The 15,939-nt window shown below is 65.9% G+C and carries 13 protein-coding genes, 1 tRNA gene and 1 riboswitch; of the genes, 7 read left to right on the plus strand and 7 right to left on the minus strand.

What is annotated here, in order from left to right; all coding sequences use genetic code 11:
* The first annotated feature begins 23 nt into the window (after positions 1-23).
* Positions 24-99, plus strand: a tRNA-Ala gene (locus ACO6D5_RS03725).
* 82 nt (positions 100-181) lie between these two features.
* Here the strand turns inward: ACO6D5_RS03725 and ACO6D5_RS03730 are convergent.
* A complete protein-coding gene (locus ACO6D5_RS03730; protein WP_485824624.1) occupies positions 182-1,633 on the minus strand; it encodes a sodium:solute symporter family protein in 1,452 nt (483 codons plus the stop codon).
* Positions 1,634-1,736: 103 nt separating this feature from the next.
* A riboswitch (TPP riboswitch) is annotated at positions 1,737-1,844 on the minus strand.
* 108 nt (positions 1,845-1,952) lie between these two features.
* On the opposite strand from ACO6D5_RS03730, the gene ACO6D5_RS03735 reads away from it, so the two are divergent.
* The 3 genes from ACO6D5_RS03735 to ACO6D5_RS03745 all read left to right on the plus strand — a co-directional run bounded on the left by ACO6D5_RS03735 (position 1,953) and on the right by ACO6D5_RS03745 (position 5,671).
* Positions 1,953-2,735 (plus strand): 3-oxoacyl-ACP reductase, encoded by a 783-nt coding sequence (locus tag ACO6D5_RS03735; protein ID WP_315845407.1) that lies wholly within the window; start codon positions 1,953-1,955, stop codon positions 2,733-2,735.
* A gap of 5 nt (positions 2,736-2,740) precedes the next feature.
* Positions 2,741-4,027, plus strand: a complete 1,287-nt coding sequence (locus ACO6D5_RS03740) for an LLM class flavin-dependent oxidoreductase (RefSeq protein WP_485824625.1) — start codon at positions 2,741-2,743, stop codon at positions 4,025-4,027.
* Positions 4,028-4,534: 507 nt separating this feature from the next.
* The gene (locus ACO6D5_RS03745; RefSeq protein WP_315845409.1) at positions 4,535-5,671 is read left to right on the plus strand and encodes a porin; all 1,137 of its coding nucleotides are present in this window, start codon (positions 4,535-4,537) and stop codon (positions 5,669-5,671) included.
* A gap of 138 nt (positions 5,672-5,809) precedes the next feature.
* Here ACO6D5_RS03745 and ACO6D5_RS03750 read toward each other — a convergent pair whose 3' ends face one another.
* Entirely contained in the window at positions 5,810-6,007 is a 198-nt protein-coding gene (locus ACO6D5_RS03750; protein ID WP_315845410.1) for a hypothetical protein, read from the minus strand.
* A gap of 163 nt (positions 6,008-6,170) precedes the next feature.
* Between ACO6D5_RS03750 and ACO6D5_RS03755 the strand changes: the two genes are divergently transcribed.
* A complete protein-coding gene (locus tag ACO6D5_RS03755) occupies positions 6,171-6,809 on the plus strand; it encodes a TetR/AcrR family transcriptional regulator C-terminal domain-containing protein (RefSeq protein ID WP_315845411.1) in 639 nt (212 codons plus the stop codon).
* A 12-nt stretch (positions 6,810-6,821) separates the two neighbouring features.
* Here ACO6D5_RS03755 and ACO6D5_RS03760 read toward each other — a convergent pair whose 3' ends face one another.
* Entirely contained in the window at positions 6,822-7,880 is a 1,059-nt protein-coding gene (locus ACO6D5_RS03760; RefSeq protein ID WP_485824626.1) for an Lnb N-terminal periplasmic domain-containing protein, read from the minus strand.
* Entirely contained in the window at positions 7,867-8,550 is a 684-nt protein-coding gene (locus ACO6D5_RS03765; protein ID WP_088588438.1) for a MarC family NAAT transporter, read from the minus strand. The genes ACO6D5_RS03760 and ACO6D5_RS03765 overlap by 14 nt, the downstream gene beginning before the upstream one ends.
* A gap of 102 nt (positions 8,551-8,652) precedes the next feature.
* Here ACO6D5_RS03765 and ACO6D5_RS03770 point away from each other — a divergent pair, with 102 nt between their 5' ends.
* Positions 8,653-10,035 (plus strand): lysozyme inhibitor LprI family protein, encoded by a 1,383-nt coding sequence (locus ACO6D5_RS03770; RefSeq protein ID WP_485824627.1) that lies wholly within the window; start codon positions 8,653-8,655, stop codon positions 10,033-10,035.
* Positions 10,036-10,109: 74 nt separating this feature from the next.
* Here ACO6D5_RS03770 and ggt read toward each other — a convergent pair whose 3' ends face one another.
* The 3 genes from ggt to ACO6D5_RS03785 form a co-directional block, all read right to left on the minus strand.
* Complete coding sequence (gene ggt / locus ACO6D5_RS03775) at positions 10,110-11,825, minus strand: gamma-glutamyltransferase (RefSeq protein WP_315845414.1); 1,716 nt, start codon at positions 11,823-11,825, stop codon at positions 10,110-10,112.
* 194 nt (positions 11,826-12,019) lie between these two features.
* Positions 12,020-13,393 carry an amidase gene (locus ACO6D5_RS03780; protein WP_485824628.1) on the minus strand — a complete coding sequence of 458 codons (1,374 nt, stop codon included), beginning with the start codon at positions 13,391-13,393 and terminating at the stop codon, positions 12,020-12,022.
* Complete coding sequence (locus ACO6D5_RS03785) at positions 13,390-14,739, minus strand: MFS transporter (RefSeq protein WP_485824629.1); 1,350 nt, start codon at positions 14,737-14,739, stop codon at positions 13,390-13,392. Before ACO6D5_RS03785 ends, ACO6D5_RS03780 begins: the two co-directional genes overlap by 4 nt.
* Positions 14,740-14,880: 141 nt before the next feature.
* Here ACO6D5_RS03785 and ACO6D5_RS03790 point away from each other — a divergent pair, with 141 nt between their 5' ends.
* Positions 14,881-15,924, plus strand: a complete 1,044-nt coding sequence (locus ACO6D5_RS03790; protein WP_315845417.1) for a substrate-binding domain-containing protein — start codon at positions 14,881-14,883, stop codon at positions 15,922-15,924.
* Positions 15,925-15,939: the final 15 nt, after the last annotated feature.

The following is a 15,939-nucleotide window of genomic DNA, read 5'->3' on the forward strand; positions in this document are numbered from 1 at the left end:
GTATAGTTTTGGTCTTGCTTCATGGGGCGGTAGCTCAGCTGGGAGAGCGTCGCGTTCGCAATGCGAAGGTCGGGAGTTCGATCCTCCTCCGCTCCACCAAATTCCAGACAGAAAAGCCTTGGACACGGTTGTGTTCCAAGGCTTTTTTGTTTTCGCGCCGCAATCCCTGCGGCAAAAGACCCTACACCGCGTCTTGATCCAGTCGCCGCACCGCCGCGCTCAGGCTCGCGAAATCGAATTCCTGGCGGCCGCGCCGCGCTAGGCGCATCAGCACCGTCGTCGCGACCGGGACAAACGCGGCCAACAGGAAGGATTCCAAGAGGAACGTGGGTTTGTCGCCCGGCGCCGGGAAAAAGAAGAGACCCGCGACCAGGCCCGAGACCGTCGCGGTAGTCGCCGTCAGGCCGTCGTGCTTGCGGCTGAACAAGCCATAGAACACCGGGAAAGCAGCCGCCGAACACAGCAGGTCCGCCAGCAGAAACAGGTACAGCACGCTGTATCCCTGCGAAGCCACGATCATGACCGGGATGGCCAGCAACAGCACCGCCCAGCGGGCCAGCCGCTTCATGTCCATGCCATTGGCATTGGGCATCAGGCGGCGCATGTCCACCGCCACGATGCTGGACACGGCGCTGATCGCCGTGTCGGCCGTGCTCATCACCAGCGACAGGCCCAAGGGGATCAACGCGATCACGAACCACGCGGGCGCATGCGGCATGATGACACTGAACAGCGCGATCGAACTGTCGCCCGCCGGGGCCAACCCCACGAAGGCCAGGCCGAACAAGCCCATCAGGAAGATGAACGGCGCGGCCAGGATGCCGCCCAGCAGAAAGCCGTTACGCATTGCGCGCGCGTCTTTCGCGGCATAGATGCGCTGCCAGTTGCCCTGGTGGAAAATGCCGGTCAGCAGGATCGCCACGAAAAACGTCAGCCCCGCCTTCACGCCGCCGGGATCCGTCACGTCCAGCAATTGGGGGGCCTTGGCCTGCAAGGCTTCGATCGTCGGCAAGGCGCCGCCCGCGGCCTGCCAGCCGACCACGCACAGGATCACGAGCAAGGGCACGATGACCATCATCTGCACCTGGTCCGTGAAAATCGACGAACGCAGCCCGCCGTACGTGGTGTACAGCAGGGTCGTGCCCATCACGATGGCGGAGGTCGCCCACAGCGGCACCGGCGCCAGCATGGTGACCAGTTTGGCGATCGCGGTCACTTCGGCCGACAAGGCGATAAAGAGATAGAACAGCATGATGAAGAGGGCCAGCCCATACATGGGCCGCCCATAGCGCGCCATCAGGAATTCGGTCAGCGTGTGCCCGTGCGGGATCAGTTCGCGCATGCGCCGACCCAGCGGAATCATCACCAGGCGCGGCGACATGGACCCCAACGCATAGCCGATCACGGCAGCCAGACCGCCCCATGTGGCCGCCTGCGCCGGCGAGAACAGGATCCACGCGCCCAAGGTGGACGCCATCAGCGTCAGGATGGTGCCGAAGGCGCCCTGGCTGTTGCGGGCCACGATGTAGTCTTCCAGCGTGCCGCGCTTGCGCCGCGTGTAGAGCACGCTGGCCAGCGCGAAGCCCCCTGAAAACAGCAGCAGCCACATCAAGGCGGTGGATTGGGTCAGCATGTTGGTACGGCCCTCCCGCGTACCGGCCGACAGCCGGGCACGCGACACGGCGGCCTCGGGCAACGGAGGCCGCAAAATGGATGAAAGTCTAGGGAGGGCGCGCGAGTCGTGCGATGTCCTTCCCTTCGCCGGCATTACCCGGATCAGGTTCAAAGGGTTACCGCGATGACGCGGAGTCTCAGCCCGAAACAGGGCTCCCCCAGGAATTGCCGCAAGATTAGGAGAGCGGCGAGGCAATGTCAACGCATGGTTTCATGCTAAGTTCGCCCGCTTGCGGCACCCGTTTGCGTGCCTGCCGATGGAATCGACGAGCCCGATCATGTCACCTGCACACTCTGCCCCCGCCCTGAACGAACAACTGGTCATTGTCACGGGCGGCGCCCGTGGCCTGGGCGCGCACATCACGCGCGCCTTCCTGCGCGAAGGCGCCCGCGTGGTCATCAATTACCTGAACAGCGCCGACGCGGCTGGCGCGCTGGCCGCCACCGCACCGGGTCGCACGCTGGCCATCCAGGCCGACGTGCGCGACGCGCAAGCCGTGCAAGCGATGGTCGCCCAGGCGCAAAGCCACTTCGGCATGCCGGTCACGACCGTCGTCAACAACGCCCTGCCCGCCTTCCAGTTCAATGGCGACGCCCGTCCGCACGCCGACACGCTGACGTGGGACAACCTGAACCAGCAGATCGAAGGCAGTGTGCGCGGCGCACTGAACACCACGCAGGCGGCCTTGCCGGGAATGCGCGGCGCTGGCGTCGGCCGCATCATCAACATCGGCACGAACCTGGTCCAGAACCCCGTCGTGCCCTACCACGACTACACGGCCGCCAAGGCCGCCCTGCTGTCGTTCACCCGGACGCTGTCGCATGACCTTGGCCCCCACGGCATTACCGTCAATATGGTGTCGGGCGGGCTGCTGCGCACGACCGACGCGTCGGCCGCCACGCCCGAAGCGGTGTTCGACCTGATCGCGGCCAGCACGCCGCTGCGCGCCGTCACGACGCCCGAGCAATTCGCCGACGCCGTGCTGTTCTTCGCCAGCCCCTGGTCGCGCAGCGTCACCGGCCAGAACCTGGTCGTGGACGGCGGCCTCGTGAAGAACTGATCGCCATGCTGCACCTGAACCTGTTCATCTTCGGCTGCGGCCACCACCGCGCAGCCTGGCGCCACCCGGATTCCGCTGCCGAGCGCCTGGGCGACATCGCTTATTACGAAGCGCTGGCCCGCACCGCCGAGCGCGGCAAGCTGGACGCCATCTTCTTCGCGGACGGGCAGTCGATGGACAACATCGGCGATGGACCGCGCTGGTATCTGGAACCGCTGACCACCCTGGCCGCCATTGCGCGGGCCACGACCCGGATCGGCCTGATCAGCACCGTGTCCAGCACCTTTTTCACGCCTTTCCACGCCGCCCGCATGGTCGCGTCGCTGGACCACATTTCAGGCGGCCGCATGGGCTGGAACGTCGTCACCTCCATGTTCGACGCCGAGGCCCGCAACCACGGCTACGAAGCCATGCCCGGACACGACTGGCGCTATGCCCGGGCCGAAGAGTTCGTGGATGTCGCGCTGCGCCTGTTCGACTCGTGGGAAGACGAGGCCCTGGCCATCGACCGCGCGGGGGTGTATGGCGTGCCGGAACGGCTCCATCCGATTCGCCATCACGGCGACCATTTCCTGGTCGACGGGCCGCTGACCGTCCCGCGCCCACCGCAAGGCCACCCCGTGCTGTTCCAGGCCGGCGCCTCCGACCAGGGCCGCGATCTGGCCGCCCGGCGCGCCGAAGCCATTTACGCCGTGGCGTACGACCTGCCCGCGGCGCAGTCCTATTACCGCGACATCAAGCAGCGCGTACGCGCCGCGGGCCGCGACACCTTTGTCCCCATCATGCCCGGCCTGGTCACCTATGTCGGCTCCACCGAAGCCGAAGCCCGGGCCAAGCAACGTGAACTCGACGTGCTGCTGCCCAGCGATGCGTCGCTGCGCCAACTGGGGACCTTCGTGCTGCAGGATTGCTCAGGCTGGGAACTGGACGCGCCGGTACCGGCACTTCCCCCCTTGTCTGATTTCAAGGGGCCGAAAGGCCGGTACGCGACCATTTTGCGGATCATCGAGACCGAACAGCCCACCGTGCGCCAGTTGCTGGGCCGGCTAGCCGCCGGTGGCGGCCACTGCACGATGGTCGGCACGCCCGAGCAGATCGCGGATCAGATGGAAACCTGGTTCAGAAACGATGGGGCGGACGGCTTCAACCTGATGCCGCCCGCCTTGCCGAGCGGCATCGACGACTTTGTCGACCAGGTCATTCCCGTCCTGCAAAAACGCGGGCTGTTTCGCACCGAGTATGAACACAGCACGCTGCGCGGCCATCTGGGGCTGCAAAGACCGGGCTGCTGACTGCCAGCCAATCCCTGCAAACCGGGGCGAAACGTGGCCCGCGACTGCGCATCCGCCAAACGGCGCGATGCGCTTTTTCATGCCTCGGCAAGGACGGATATCCCCACGCAGATGCGATGCAGTCTCAATATGGATGCGACGCCGTCTCAATCGCAACGAAATGATGGACACACTTTATCAATTTGTACGCAATAGGCCGATAATTTTTTCTCGAATAATATCAACGCTTAGTCGTAGAATTTCGAACTCGAAATGACCGGGTTCGCGGCAACTGTTGTTCTCAAGCCATAAACATCGGGTTTTCAGATGTGAACCAAGTAACTAAATTTTTTGCCGTCAGCCAATCGTCAGAGAGCGCGCGCTTAAATCCGGCCCTAATTTGTATATTCCGAACCATTATGTAGTCTTCAGTTTCATGTTTTCCGGCGGCGTTGCCTATTGTTGAGGCCTGGGCTGCTTTCACAGCGCTGAAAGCAGGCAATACAAGCCTTAGAACCGGATGTGGATATGAAACTAACAAAAACTTTGCTCGTAGGCGCGATTCTGGCTGGCATGGCCGGCGCAGCACAGGCTGAGACGTCTGTCACCCTGTACGGTATCGTCGACCTGGGTCTGACCTACCAACGCGGCAAGGTGGGCACCACCGATTCGAATCGTGGCGCCTATGGTGGTGACTACCAATCCCGGATCGGCATGAACGACGGCATCCAGAACGGCTCCCGCTTCGGCCTGCGCGGCACCGAAGACCTGGGCGACGGCCTGTCGGCGGTGTTCACGCTGGAAAGCGGCTTCACGGCCAACAACGGCAACCGTTCGCAAGGTGACCGCCTGTTCGGCCGCCAAGCCACCATCGGCTTGAACAGCGACCAATGGGGTCTGCTGGAATTGGGCCGCCAGACCAACATCGCATCCAAGTACTTCGGCGATATCGACCCGTTCTCGCTGGACTACCTGAACGCCAACATGGGTATGGCATTCAGCGCGGCCAACACGGTCCGCTATGACAACATGGTCATGTACCAGACCCCGGTCTGGAGCGGCTTCCAAGGCGGCGTGGGCTACTCGTTCTCGACGGACGACGTCGAAGGCCCCACCGGCTTCAAGACCAAAGAAAACAACCGCGCCATCACGGCCGGCGTGCGTTACGACAATGGCCCCCTGAAGCTGGCCCTGTCGTATGACGTGCAATACCGCAAGCCGAACCAGCCGCAACCGCAGCAGTTCATCATCGGTGGCGCGTACGACTTCGAAGTGGTCAAGCTGTCGCTGGCCTACGGCCGTTCGGAAGACGGCGTGTTCGCCGGCCAGGACTTCTCGCTGATGGGCGGCCGCCAGCAAGCCGGTGGCCCCGCCATGGGCCAGGGCTTCAGCAACGGCCGCTTCACGTGGGACGGCCTGCGCATCAACTCGTACATGGTCGGCGTGAGCGCGCCGATCGGCGGCGCCAGCAACGTCTTCGCGTCGTGGCAGCGTGCTGATCCGAACAAGAACCTGTACGCCATGGACATCTACAGCCTGGGTTACACGTACGACCTGTCCAAGCGGACCAACCTGTACGCCCTGGCGTCCTACGCCGATGGCGCGGCTTTCATCGACGGCAACAAGATGAGCACGGTTGGCGTCGGTATCCGCCATCGCTTCTAAGCAGGCGACGGGCCGCCCCAACTGAGCAGAGTCGGGGCGCCCTTACTGACTTCAGGCCATCCCAAACGGGATGGCTTTTTTTCGTCTTTGCGGAGTGGTTGCCAGCGGAGCAGCTGGCAGCGGATCAGCCGCCAAAGGCTATCCCGCCAGGGCGGCGGGTTCGGCGCGCTTGGCAGGGCGCGGTTGCGCCTGCGGTGCGGGCAATGCAGGACGAGCGCGAGCGGCAGCCTGACGAGTGGCGATCCAGTCGTAAAGGACAACGCCGGGGTGGCGCAACAGGGTCGCACCGATGGCGACCGCGATGATCAGGGCAATACTCAGGGCCAACCAGAACATCTTGGCGCCCTCCTTCAAAACAGCCCGGTTCTGATACCAGGCCTAAAACCCACGTGAGAAATGCGCACGCGTGAAGCGCTTGAGAATGTAATGTACTCTACATTACAAGCCTGAAGTGGGGTAAATTCGTCTGAGACTACGCTTCGGAAACCGGGAGAAACAGGTGATCGGCGATTCGACCGATTCAACACCGCGCGCACTGACCAGCAAGGGCGAAGCCCGGCGGCTGCGGCTGCTTGAAGTGGCGAGCCAGTCCCTGCTGGAACACGGCTACGCGCAGACGTCCATCCAGCGCATCGTGCAGCAAGCTGGCGGGTCCGCCGCGACCGCCTATCAGTTGTTCGGCAACAAGGAAGGCATGCTGGCCGCGGTGCTGCAGTACGAATTGGACAACTTGCGGACCGCGGTGTTCCTGGCGACGCCACCGCGCCAGGCCGTTGGCGCGGCCCTGCATGATCTGGCCGTGCGCCTGCTGGCCTATGCCGTGCAACCCAGGTCGGCCGCCCTGCACCGGCTGCTGGTGTCGGAATGCCACCGGATGCCGCAACTGGCCGCAGCCCTGCAAAAGGCGGTCGACCGCCAAGTCCACACGCCGCTGGAGCAGTGCCTGCGGCACGCCTGCGAACAGGGCGAGCTCAAGATCGACGACCCGCGCCAAGCCGCGCTGACCTTGGGCAACCTGATCAACGGCATCGCGTTCCATGCCCGGCTGGTCGGCGGTTATGCCGAAGGGCCGCATGCCGAGCATCTGGCCACGTGCCATTACGGCGTCGACACCCTGCTGCGCGCCTACCAGGCGTAGCAGCCGTCGGCGCTACGGCGTGCCGTCCGCTGGCGCCGACGCCTCATGCCGGCGGATCCGCCGGGAAAACGCCACGGCATCGCTGCCAGGGGCGGCAAGCGGGCCGACTACGGCCTGCTGGCGCAAGACCTCCAACGGCACGCCGGCATCCAGCCCGCCCTGCTCGTACAGGTACTCAGGCAGATATCCCGACAACAGGATGCGGGTGTCTAGCGGCAAGCCCGGGACGATGGCGCGCACCATTTGATAGACCAGCGTCGTGCAGTTGGCGGTCACCGTGTGATAGAAACGGGGCTTGTCGACCAGCGCGTTGGCGGTGGCGACGTACGACAGGAACAGTTCGCGCATGGCGGGCACGGGCATGCGCACCGGATACAGGTAGACGCTTTCACCGCGCGGACCTGCGCGTACATACAGGATGTCGCGTTCTTCGGCCGCCACGACGCTGAGTTCGAACTGTTTGAAAAACCCACCGATCTCCGAGAATTGTTCACCGCGCTCTTTGCGGATCTCGACCGAGAACACCACGTGACGGCCGTCCGAGAAACCGAAGGACACCAGCGTATGGGCAATCGCCGGGCCTGCCCAATACGACAGCGCCATGTCTACGGACACCAACTGGTCCAGGTCGTATTGGCGGGTTTCCCAACGCACGGTGTAGTCGTCGTCGGAGCGCCAATCGAAATTGCGCACATTTTCCAGCGTGACGATCGGCCCATGGACCGTGCCGCGCAGCATCTTCGCCACATCGTCGGCCCAGATGCGGTCGTTGGACGGCGCAAGCGTCTGCCACCAGCCGCACAGCGCGACCAAGCCAGCCACGTAGGCCCATCCGGCGCGCCGGGGCCACGGGCCCGCGCGCCACAGGGCAACCAGCGCCCCGATGCACAACACCGTCCAAAGCAGGATCGCCGCCGCCCTGCCCCACACGCCGCCGGGCGCTTGGTAGACCAGCGCCAACACGCCCCACAGGGCGGATGCCGCGACCAGCAGGCTGCAGATGACTCGTGCCCCGAGGGCCGCGCCACGGCGCAGCCAACCGCCGCGGGCTGCCTGGCTAGCCGCCGGCATGCTGGCTCACGATTTCCAGTACGCCGTTAATCACGAACTGCACCCCCATGCAGACCAGGAGGAAACCCATGACGCGCGAGATCGCTTCAACGCCGCTTTGGCCGATCACGGCCACGATACGGCCTGCCGAACGCAGGCACACCCAGAAGAAGACACCGAGCAACGCGAAGACGATGACGGGCGTCACGGCGATCACCCAGGGCGCGTAGTCGGGCGTGATCGCGGTATCCACGGACGCGGCGCCGCTGATGATCATGGCGATGGTGCCCGGCCCCGCCGTGCCCGGCAGCGCCAGCGGCACGAACGCAATGTTCGGGGTTTGCCGTTGCTGCGCGTCGGCCGCGGCTTCGGATTCCAGCGTGCGCGATTCGGCGGGCGGGAACAGCATGCTGAACCCGATACTGACCACGATCAGTCCGCCCGCGATGCGCAAGCCCGGGATCGAAATACCGAAGGTATGCATGATCCACGCCCCCGCGTAGTAGGTCACCAGCATGATGCCGACGACATAGAAGGCGGCCTGCGTGACCTGGCGTTCACGTTCCTTGTAGGGAATCTGCTGGCCAAGGGACAACAACAGCGTCATGGACGTCAACGGATTGGCCAGCGGCAGCATCAGCGCCAGACCAAGGCTGATCAGCTTGCCCAGTTGGATCAGGTCATCAATCATGGAATTCGCAACAAAAAACGGCGCGAGCCGCAACGGGCGGCTTGCCTGGTTCAACGGTTCAATCGTGTAATGCACTCTACCTTACACACTTCTCGCCAAACTTTGACGCTGATCCCCAAACCCGTGCTTGTCGGCCTGCTGGCGCTGGCGCCGCTTGCCCCGCCCGCCCTTGCCGCCGGCATGAATTGCGCGCAAGCCAAGACCCCCACCGAACTCGCCATCTGCGCCGACGCGGACCTGCTGCGCCAAGACAGCGAGCTGTCGGCGGCGTACGGCAAACTGGGGGCTGTCCGCCCGGACGGACGCGCGGCCTTGCGCCAGGAACAGCGCGACTGGCTGCGTGCGCGCAACCGCTGCGGCGCCGACGCCAACTGCATCCGCGACCAATATCTGTTGCGCCTGAGCGCATTGCAGGACATGTTGCGCAGCGCCACCGCCTACGTGCCGGACGAGACCGACCGGCTGGCGCTGGAAGACCTGCGCCAGGCCGTGGAAGCCGCAAGCCGGACGAACGCCGAGTTTCCCCTGGAAGCCACGTTGACGGCGCTGTCCGTCAAGACGGGCGCGACCACCTTCGCCAATGTGCGCGAGAACGACGATGACGATCAGGCCAAGTTCCCCACCAAGCGGCCCGAGGGCGTGACGCCGGACGAATGGCAGGCCTTGCAGGCGTCCGGCATCGACGCAGGCGGCGAGAATGGCGCCGCGTCTTATACCTTGATGGATCTGGACGGCGATGGCCAGCGCGACCTGGTGGTCGATTCCTACACGGGCGGCACGGGCCTGTTCTCGGACATCAGCGCGCTGCGCCGTCATGGAGGCCGCTATACCGAGGCGACCGGCTCGGGTGGCGAAGCCGCATCCGGCCTGTACACACTGAACGGCCGCGGCTCGAACCAGTCCGGCGAGTGGATCCGCCTGCGCGGCCGCGTTTACGCGGCGTACCGCAACAGCGTCTACGGCGTGGATAGGATCCATCTGCTGCGCCCCTTCCACGCGGTGGGCGAGGTCCCCACGCTGACGGTGCAATACCGCTATCAACTGCAGGTGCCAAAGGAACAGAAGCGTTCCGACAAAGGCACGGTTGTCGTGCTGGACGACGCCATGCATGCCGGCCTGGCCCAGGCATTGTCCCGGATCGATCCCGAATCCGCGCGCGGCGAAGGCTCGGCCAGCCAATCCGACGCGCCGGCCCGGCCGCTATGCCCCATTCCCCCGGGCGTGAAAGAAGACGAGCGGGACCGCTACTACCAATACGGCGCGGGGCACTATTCCTACGAGACCGTCGCCGACGTCGCGGTGAACGTCGGCGCGCGATGCTACGTCGCAAGGCTGATCGATTGGTTCGGCGGCTACGACGCGAAGTCCGGCCTGTCGGCCATGATGTGGGTGCGTTCTTCGGAGGCGGACGGCGCCGAAGAGGAATTCTCCGTGCAAGGCAGGCGCCGCGCCATCCGTTTCGAAACCTCGGTGGGTCCGGTTTAGCAGGCATGGCGGGCTGACAGCCCGCCGCCCGCGCTGACGGCCACCGACCCTGGCATGGCCGGGGCCCGGCCCGACTAGTACCCCAGCGCCGCCCCGGCAGGCGCCCGGTTGTCGTGGCCGCCAAAGATCAGGCCGCGGTCGCGGTCCACCACGATGGCATCCGCCACGCTCCAGTTTTCCTCGACCGTGAACTTGTGGCCCATCCTCTCGAGCATCGCCTGCGTATCCGGCGAGAGCGCGCCCGCCTCCAGATAAACCGTGTCCGGCAGCCATTGATGGTGGATGCGCGGCGCATCGACGGCCGCCTGTACGTCCATGCCATAGTCGATGACGTTGAGAATGGTCTGCAACGTGGTCGTGATGATGCGCGGGCCGCCCGGGCTGCCCGTCACCATGTAGACCTTGCCCTCCTTGAGCACCACGGTGGGCGTCATGGAGCTGAGCGAGCGCTTGGCCGGCGCGATGGCGTTGGCCTTGCCCTGGATCAGGCCGAACACGTTGGGCGCCCCCACTTTGGCGGTGAAGCCTTCCATCGTGTCATTCAGGAAGAAGCCCGCGTCGCCCGCGACCTTGCCGGTGCCGAAGCGCAGGCCCAGTGAATAGGTGACCGACACCGCATTGCCTGCCTTGTCGACGATGGAGTAATGCGTGGTGTGGCTGCCTTCCTTGACTGGCGTGCCGCCCTTGATCGCCGACGACGGCGTCGCGCGGCCAAGGTCGATGCTGGCACGCACCTGTTGCGCATAGGATTTCGAGATCAGGTTGTCGACCGGATTCTCGACGAAGCGCGGGTCGCCCAGTTCGACATTGCGGTCGGCGAAAGCGCGCCGCAGGGTTTCAATGTACAGGTGAGTGCTGGCGGCCGAACGCAGACCCATGTCTTTGAGCGATACGTTCTCCAGCACGTTCAGGCTTTCGCACAGCGAGATCCCCCCTGAACTGGGCGGCGCGGCCGACACCAATTCATACCCCCGGTAGCTGCAGTGGATGGGCTTGTAAGTCAAGGCCTTGTACTGGGTGAAATCCTCGGGCGTGAAAATGCCGCCGCCCGCCTTGCTGGCGCGCACGGTCTCGTCGGCGATCCAGCCTTGATAAAACGCCTGGGGCCCATTGTCCGCGATGGTCTGCAAGGTCTTGGCCAGCGCGGGCTGGCGGAACGTCTCGCCAGCCCGATAGGGCCGGCCGCCGTTCAGGAAATACTTGGCCGCGTAGGCGTCCGTCTTTGCGAAGGTGGTCAGCAGGTCGGCATGCGCCACCACGTCATCCCATTGGGTCAGCACATAGCCGTCGCGGGCCAGCGCCACCGCGGGCATCACGAGCGGCTTGCTGGGCAGGGTGCCGTAATGGTCGCGGGCGTACTCCAGCCCGGCCACCGTGCCCGGCACTGCCGCGCCCAGCCAGGAACGCGACACGGCTTCGCGCCGCACCTTGCCGTCCTGATCCAGGTACATGTCGGCCGTGGCGGCAAGCGGGGCCGCTTCGCGGAAATCGACCATGGTCTCGCGGCCGTCGGCCATGCGGATGACCAGGAAGCCGCCTCCGCCCAGGTTGCCGGCCTGGGGCAAGGTCACTGCCAGCGCATAGCCCACCGCGACGGCGGCGTCCACGGCATTGCCGCCTTGCTTCAGCACATCCACGCCGATCTGGCTGGCCAGTTTGTGCGCGCTGGCGACCATGCCGTTCTGTCCCTGCGCGGGAGGTGGCGATACCGCTTGAGCGGGTACGGCGGCGAACAGCGCCGAGGCGCTCAAGACAGCAATGAACAACGGATTGCGGGTAAGGCCCTGCATACGACGTCTCCTCATTTTTTTTGGATGTCGGCGCAGGCCTGCAAGTCCGCGCCGCCAAGCCATTCTGGGAGCCGTCCGGCAACGCGGCAAACGAAAAAAACTATCGCCGCCATTCCGCTGCGTCATGCCGCGGCGCAGCATGCGCAACGCTCTGGCGGCCCGGCCGGCGTGGCTTTGCGCCGGCGTTTGCCGGACTACGGCGCTTGCCAGCGGCTGGCGGCCAGCGCCAGCAAGGACGCGTCGGCACCCGCCGCCGCCACCAGCTGCAAGCCCACCGGCATGCCGTTCACCCAGCCTGCAGGCAGGCTGATGGCGGGCAGGCCCAGCACGTTCCAGGGGTTGGTCAACCCCAGCAAGGTCTCGCGCACGCCGGCGCTGCCGGGGCCCGCCACGCTGCGCTGCTGCAAGGCGGGCGCGGTGATGGCGACGGCGGGCAACGCCAATACATCCACGTGCTGGAACAGCCGCGCGAATTCGGCTTGCAGGCGCGCCCTTTCCTTCAGGGCCCGCACATACTCCCACCCCTGCACCGGGCGCGAGGCCCGCAGGCGTTCCAGCACTTCCGGATCGAACTTGCCGGGTTCGGATTCGACGCGCTCCGCGTGGACCTCATAGGCCTCCGCGCGCTGAATGGCACCCAGCGCGCTTTGCAAAGCACGCGCGTGGGCCGTGACCTCGGGCGCCGCTTGCACGGCGCCGCCGGCAAAGCGCTCCGCTGCCGCCCGCACGCACGCGGTGACGGCCGCATCGTCGATGGCGAAGGGAACGTTGGCCACCCAGCCCATCCGCAGACCGTCGGTAGCGGCAACCGTGGGAGCGATCGCGCCGCCGCTCAAGGCCTGCATGAAGACCTGCGCGTCTTCCACGCAGTTGGCCAGCACGCCCGGGTCTTCCAGCGTGGGCGCCAGCGGGAACACGCCCGCATCAGAGACGCGGCCATGCGAGGGCTTGAAGCCCACCAGGCCGCACAGCGCGGACGGGACGCGCACGGAACCGCCGGTATCCGTGCCCAGCGCCACCGGCACCATGCCGGCGGCCACCGCGGCCGCGCTGCCGGCGCTGGAGCCGCCCGTCATCTGGCTGGTGCGCCACGGGTTGCGCGCCGCGCCTTGCGCGCTGCGATCGCCCGTGGGGCCGTAAGCGAACTCATGCGTCAGCGTCTTGCCGACGACGATGGCGCCGGCTTCGCGCAGCAAGGCCACGCAACGCGCGTCCGCCTGCGGCCGGTGGCCCAGGAAATGGGCGGCGCCCATCGTCGTGGGCATGTCGGCCGTGTCGACGTTGTCTTTGATGGCGACGGGGATGCCGTGCAAGGGCCCCCTCACCTTGCCGCTTGCCCGTTCGGCATCGCGTTCGCGGGCGGTGGCCAGCGCGGCGGCGATGTCGACATGGACGAACGCGTTGAGCTGCGGGTTCAGCCGTTCAATGGCGGCGCCCGCGTGGCGCACCAGATCCTCGGCGGTCAGGCTGCCGCTGGCCATGGCCTGCTGCAAGTCGGCGATGCGGCGCCCCCGGAAGAATCCGGGTTCGACGGCAAGCTGCGGGGAAGTCGGGTTGGGTCGGGTCATTGGGAAGCTCCGGAAGGCTGGGCCGGACGGGCGGGCATGCGCGGGCCCACGCCCGGGCGCACCTGAAGCATAGCGACCATGCCGACGGCTGTCGCCACCGATGCGGCGATGAACATCACCGAATAGCCGTGGCGCGCCGTCAGGTAGCCCGTCAGGGTCGGCGCCAGGATGGAGGCGATGTTGGCGAAGAAGTGCATCAGGCCGCTGAAGGTGCCGACGCGGTTGGACGGCGCGGTGTCGATCACGACCGCCCAGTACACCGAGTTGGGCAAGGCGTTCAGCGCATTGGCCAACGTCATCAGCGCAATGACGGCAAACACGGATTGCGCCTGCGAGACCAGCAGGAAGCACAGGGTGGTGGCCAGCAGGCAGGCGGCGGCGAACCAGCTGCGGGCGATCCTCAAGCTGCCCGTGCGCTTGAAGAGCAGGTCCGAAATGCGGCCGCCCAGCAGTACGGTGATGCAGGCGCCGGTCCAGGGGATCATGCCCATGTACCAAAGGGACGACAGGCTGTAGCCGAAGTTGTCCTGCAGATACTTGGGCGTCCAGGTCAACAGCAGGAAGTTCACGTACATGAACGCGAAATAGCCCAGCGTGTTCAGCACCAGGGTCTTGCTGCGGAAAAAGCTCCACCACGGCAGCACGGGCGCATCGGCGCCTTGGGCGCCGGTGGCCGATTGGGCGCGCGACGACTGGATTTCAGCCAGTTCCTGCGGGGACACGCGGGGGTTGGTTTCGGGACGGTCGGTGAAGATGCGCATGAAGAACACCAGCACCAGCAGCCCCGCGCCGCCCAGGATGAAGAACATGGCGCGCCAGCTGTCCGTCAGCGTCAGCAGGCCCACGGCCACGGGTGCCGTCAACAAGGCGCCCAGCGGGGTGCTGAGCAGGCCGAACCCGACCACGAAGCCGCGTTCGCGCGTCGTCGCCCAGTTGGCGATGGTCTTGTTGATGATGGAATACGCCGGCCCTTCGGCCGCGCCGAACAGAATGCGGATGGTGGCGAAGCCGGCCAGCGCCGACCCGCCCAGGAACGCCAGGCCGAAATCCCCCGCCCAGGCGGTGGCGATTTCGAACACGGACCAGGCCACGCCGGCCACGATCCAGACTTTGCGCGGACCGTAACGGTCGGCCAGCATGCCGCCGAACAGGGCGCCGACCATGTAGCCGTAGCCGAAGTAGCCCAGCACCGAGCCCCAGGCGCCGCGGTCCAACCCGTATTCGCCGGTGATGTGCGCGGCGGCGTAGGACATGGCGCCGCGGTCGATGTAGTTGATCAGCGCCAGCAGCACGACCATGGTGAAGATCCGGTACCGGAACCGGGAATTCTGGCTTTCAGTTGTCATTGCGATTCGATCCAGTCGTTTCACCCAAACGTTTGGGTTGCGCAATGCTAAGGGGTCCAAACGCAAAAATCGATTCAGTGAAAACCCTAGGTTGCCGGGATATGCCCTGCTGCGCTATTTCCGCGTGTATCCTCCTGCCCCATGAATAGATCGCGCCCTGTCACGCTGCAAAGCCTGGCGCGGCAGCTCGGTTTGAACGTTTCCACCGTGTCCCGGGTCCTGAACGGATCCGAAGACGATGCGCGCGGCGCCGCGGCGCCGGACACGGTGAAACGCATCCGGGCGCTAGCCGCCGAGCTGCACTACCAAACCAATCCCCACGCGGCCAGCCTGAAGACGCGGCGCAGCCGCACGATCGGCGTGCTGGTGCCGCGCTTGTCGGACATGGTGCTGGCCACCATTTACGAGGGCATCGACGAGGCCGCGGCCGAACACGGCTACCTGACCTTCGTGTCCAACACGCAAGACGAACCGGACAAGCAGCGCAAACTGATCGACATGGCGCTGGCGCGCCGCGTGGACGGCCTGATCCTGGGCGACGCGCACAGCGCGCCCGCGAACGCGCCACCCAACCCGCTATTGGCCGAACTGGCGCGGCGCGACGTGCCGTTCGTGCTGGTCAGCCGCCATGCCGACCACCATTGCGCGGTCACGTGCGACGACCTGGAAGGCGGCCGGCTGGCCGCCCAGCACCTGCTGGACATGGGCCACCGCCGCATCGCCGTGATGGTGGGCGAACCGTTTGCCAGCACGGGCCGCGACCGCTCCGAGGGCTTCTTCGGCTACTGTGCGCAGCACGGCGTGGAGGTGCCGGCGCACTGGCGCATCGAGAGCCCGTTCGACACGGACGCGGGCCGCGATATCGGCGCCAGATTGCTGTCGCCCGCAGACCGCCCCACCGCCATCTTCGCCGTCAACGACTTTCTGGCCGTGGGCGTCATGGGCGCCGCCCGCGACCAGGGCCTGGAAGCCGGCCGCGACGTCGCCATCGTCGGCTACAACGACACGCCGCTTGCGGGAGCCCTGCCCATCGGCCTGACCACGATCCATTCGCCCATGCACCAGATGGGCCGGCTGGGCCTGGAACTGCTGCTGCAGAAACTGGCGGGCGGCCAGCCCGACAGCCTGCGGCTGGCGCCCCGTCTGGTCGTGCGCGACAGCAGCAAACGCAGGATCGCGGGCTGAGCAGCGCGCGTCTCG

The sequence above is a fragment of the Achromobacter sp. genome (genome assembly GCF_057314935.1).

Excerpts from the sequence above, each read along its gene's own strand:
- ACO6D5_RS03790 (WP_315845417.1), top strand. The coding sequence starts at position 14,881 with ATGAATAGATCGCGCCCTGTCACGCTGCAAAGCCTGGCGCGGCAGCTC.
- ACO6D5_RS03740 (WP_485824625.1), top strand. The coding sequence starts at position 2,741 with ATGCTGCACCTGAACCTGTTCATCTTCGGCTGCGGCCACCACCGCGCA.
- ACO6D5_RS03730 (WP_485824624.1), bottom strand. The coding sequence starts at position 1,633 with ATGCTGACCCAATCCACCGCCTTGATGTGGCTGCTGCTGTTTTCAGGG.
- ggt (WP_315845414.1), bottom strand. The coding sequence starts at position 11,825 with ATGCAGGGCCTTACCCGCAATCCGTTGTTCATTGCTGTCTTGAGCGCC.
- ACO6D5_RS03785 (WP_485824629.1), bottom strand. The coding sequence starts at position 14,739 with ATGACAACTGAAAGCCAGAATTCCCGGTTCCGGTACCGGATCTTCACC.
- ACO6D5_RS03745 (WP_315845409.1), top strand. The coding sequence starts at position 4,535 with ATGAAACTAACAAAAACTTTGCTCGTAGGCGCGATTCTGGCTGGCATG.
- ACO6D5_RS03735 (WP_315845407.1), top strand. The coding sequence starts at position 1,953 with ATGTCACCTGCACACTCTGCCCCCGCCCTGAACGAACAACTGGTCATT.
- ACO6D5_RS03765 (WP_088588438.1), bottom strand. The coding sequence starts at position 8,550 with ATGATTGATGACCTGATCCAACTGGGCAAGCTGATCAGCCTTGGTCTG.
- ACO6D5_RS03760 (WP_485824626.1), bottom strand. The coding sequence starts at position 7,880 with ATGCCGGCGGCTAGCCAGGCAGCCCGCGGCGGTTGGCTGCGCCGTGGC.
- ACO6D5_RS03780 (WP_485824628.1), bottom strand. The coding sequence starts at position 13,393 with ATGACCCGACCCAACCCGACTTCCCCGCAGCTTGCCGTCGAACCCGGA.
- ACO6D5_RS03750 (WP_315845410.1), bottom strand. The coding sequence starts at position 6,007 with ATGTTCTGGTTGGCCCTGAGTATTGCCCTGATCATCGCGGTCGCCATC.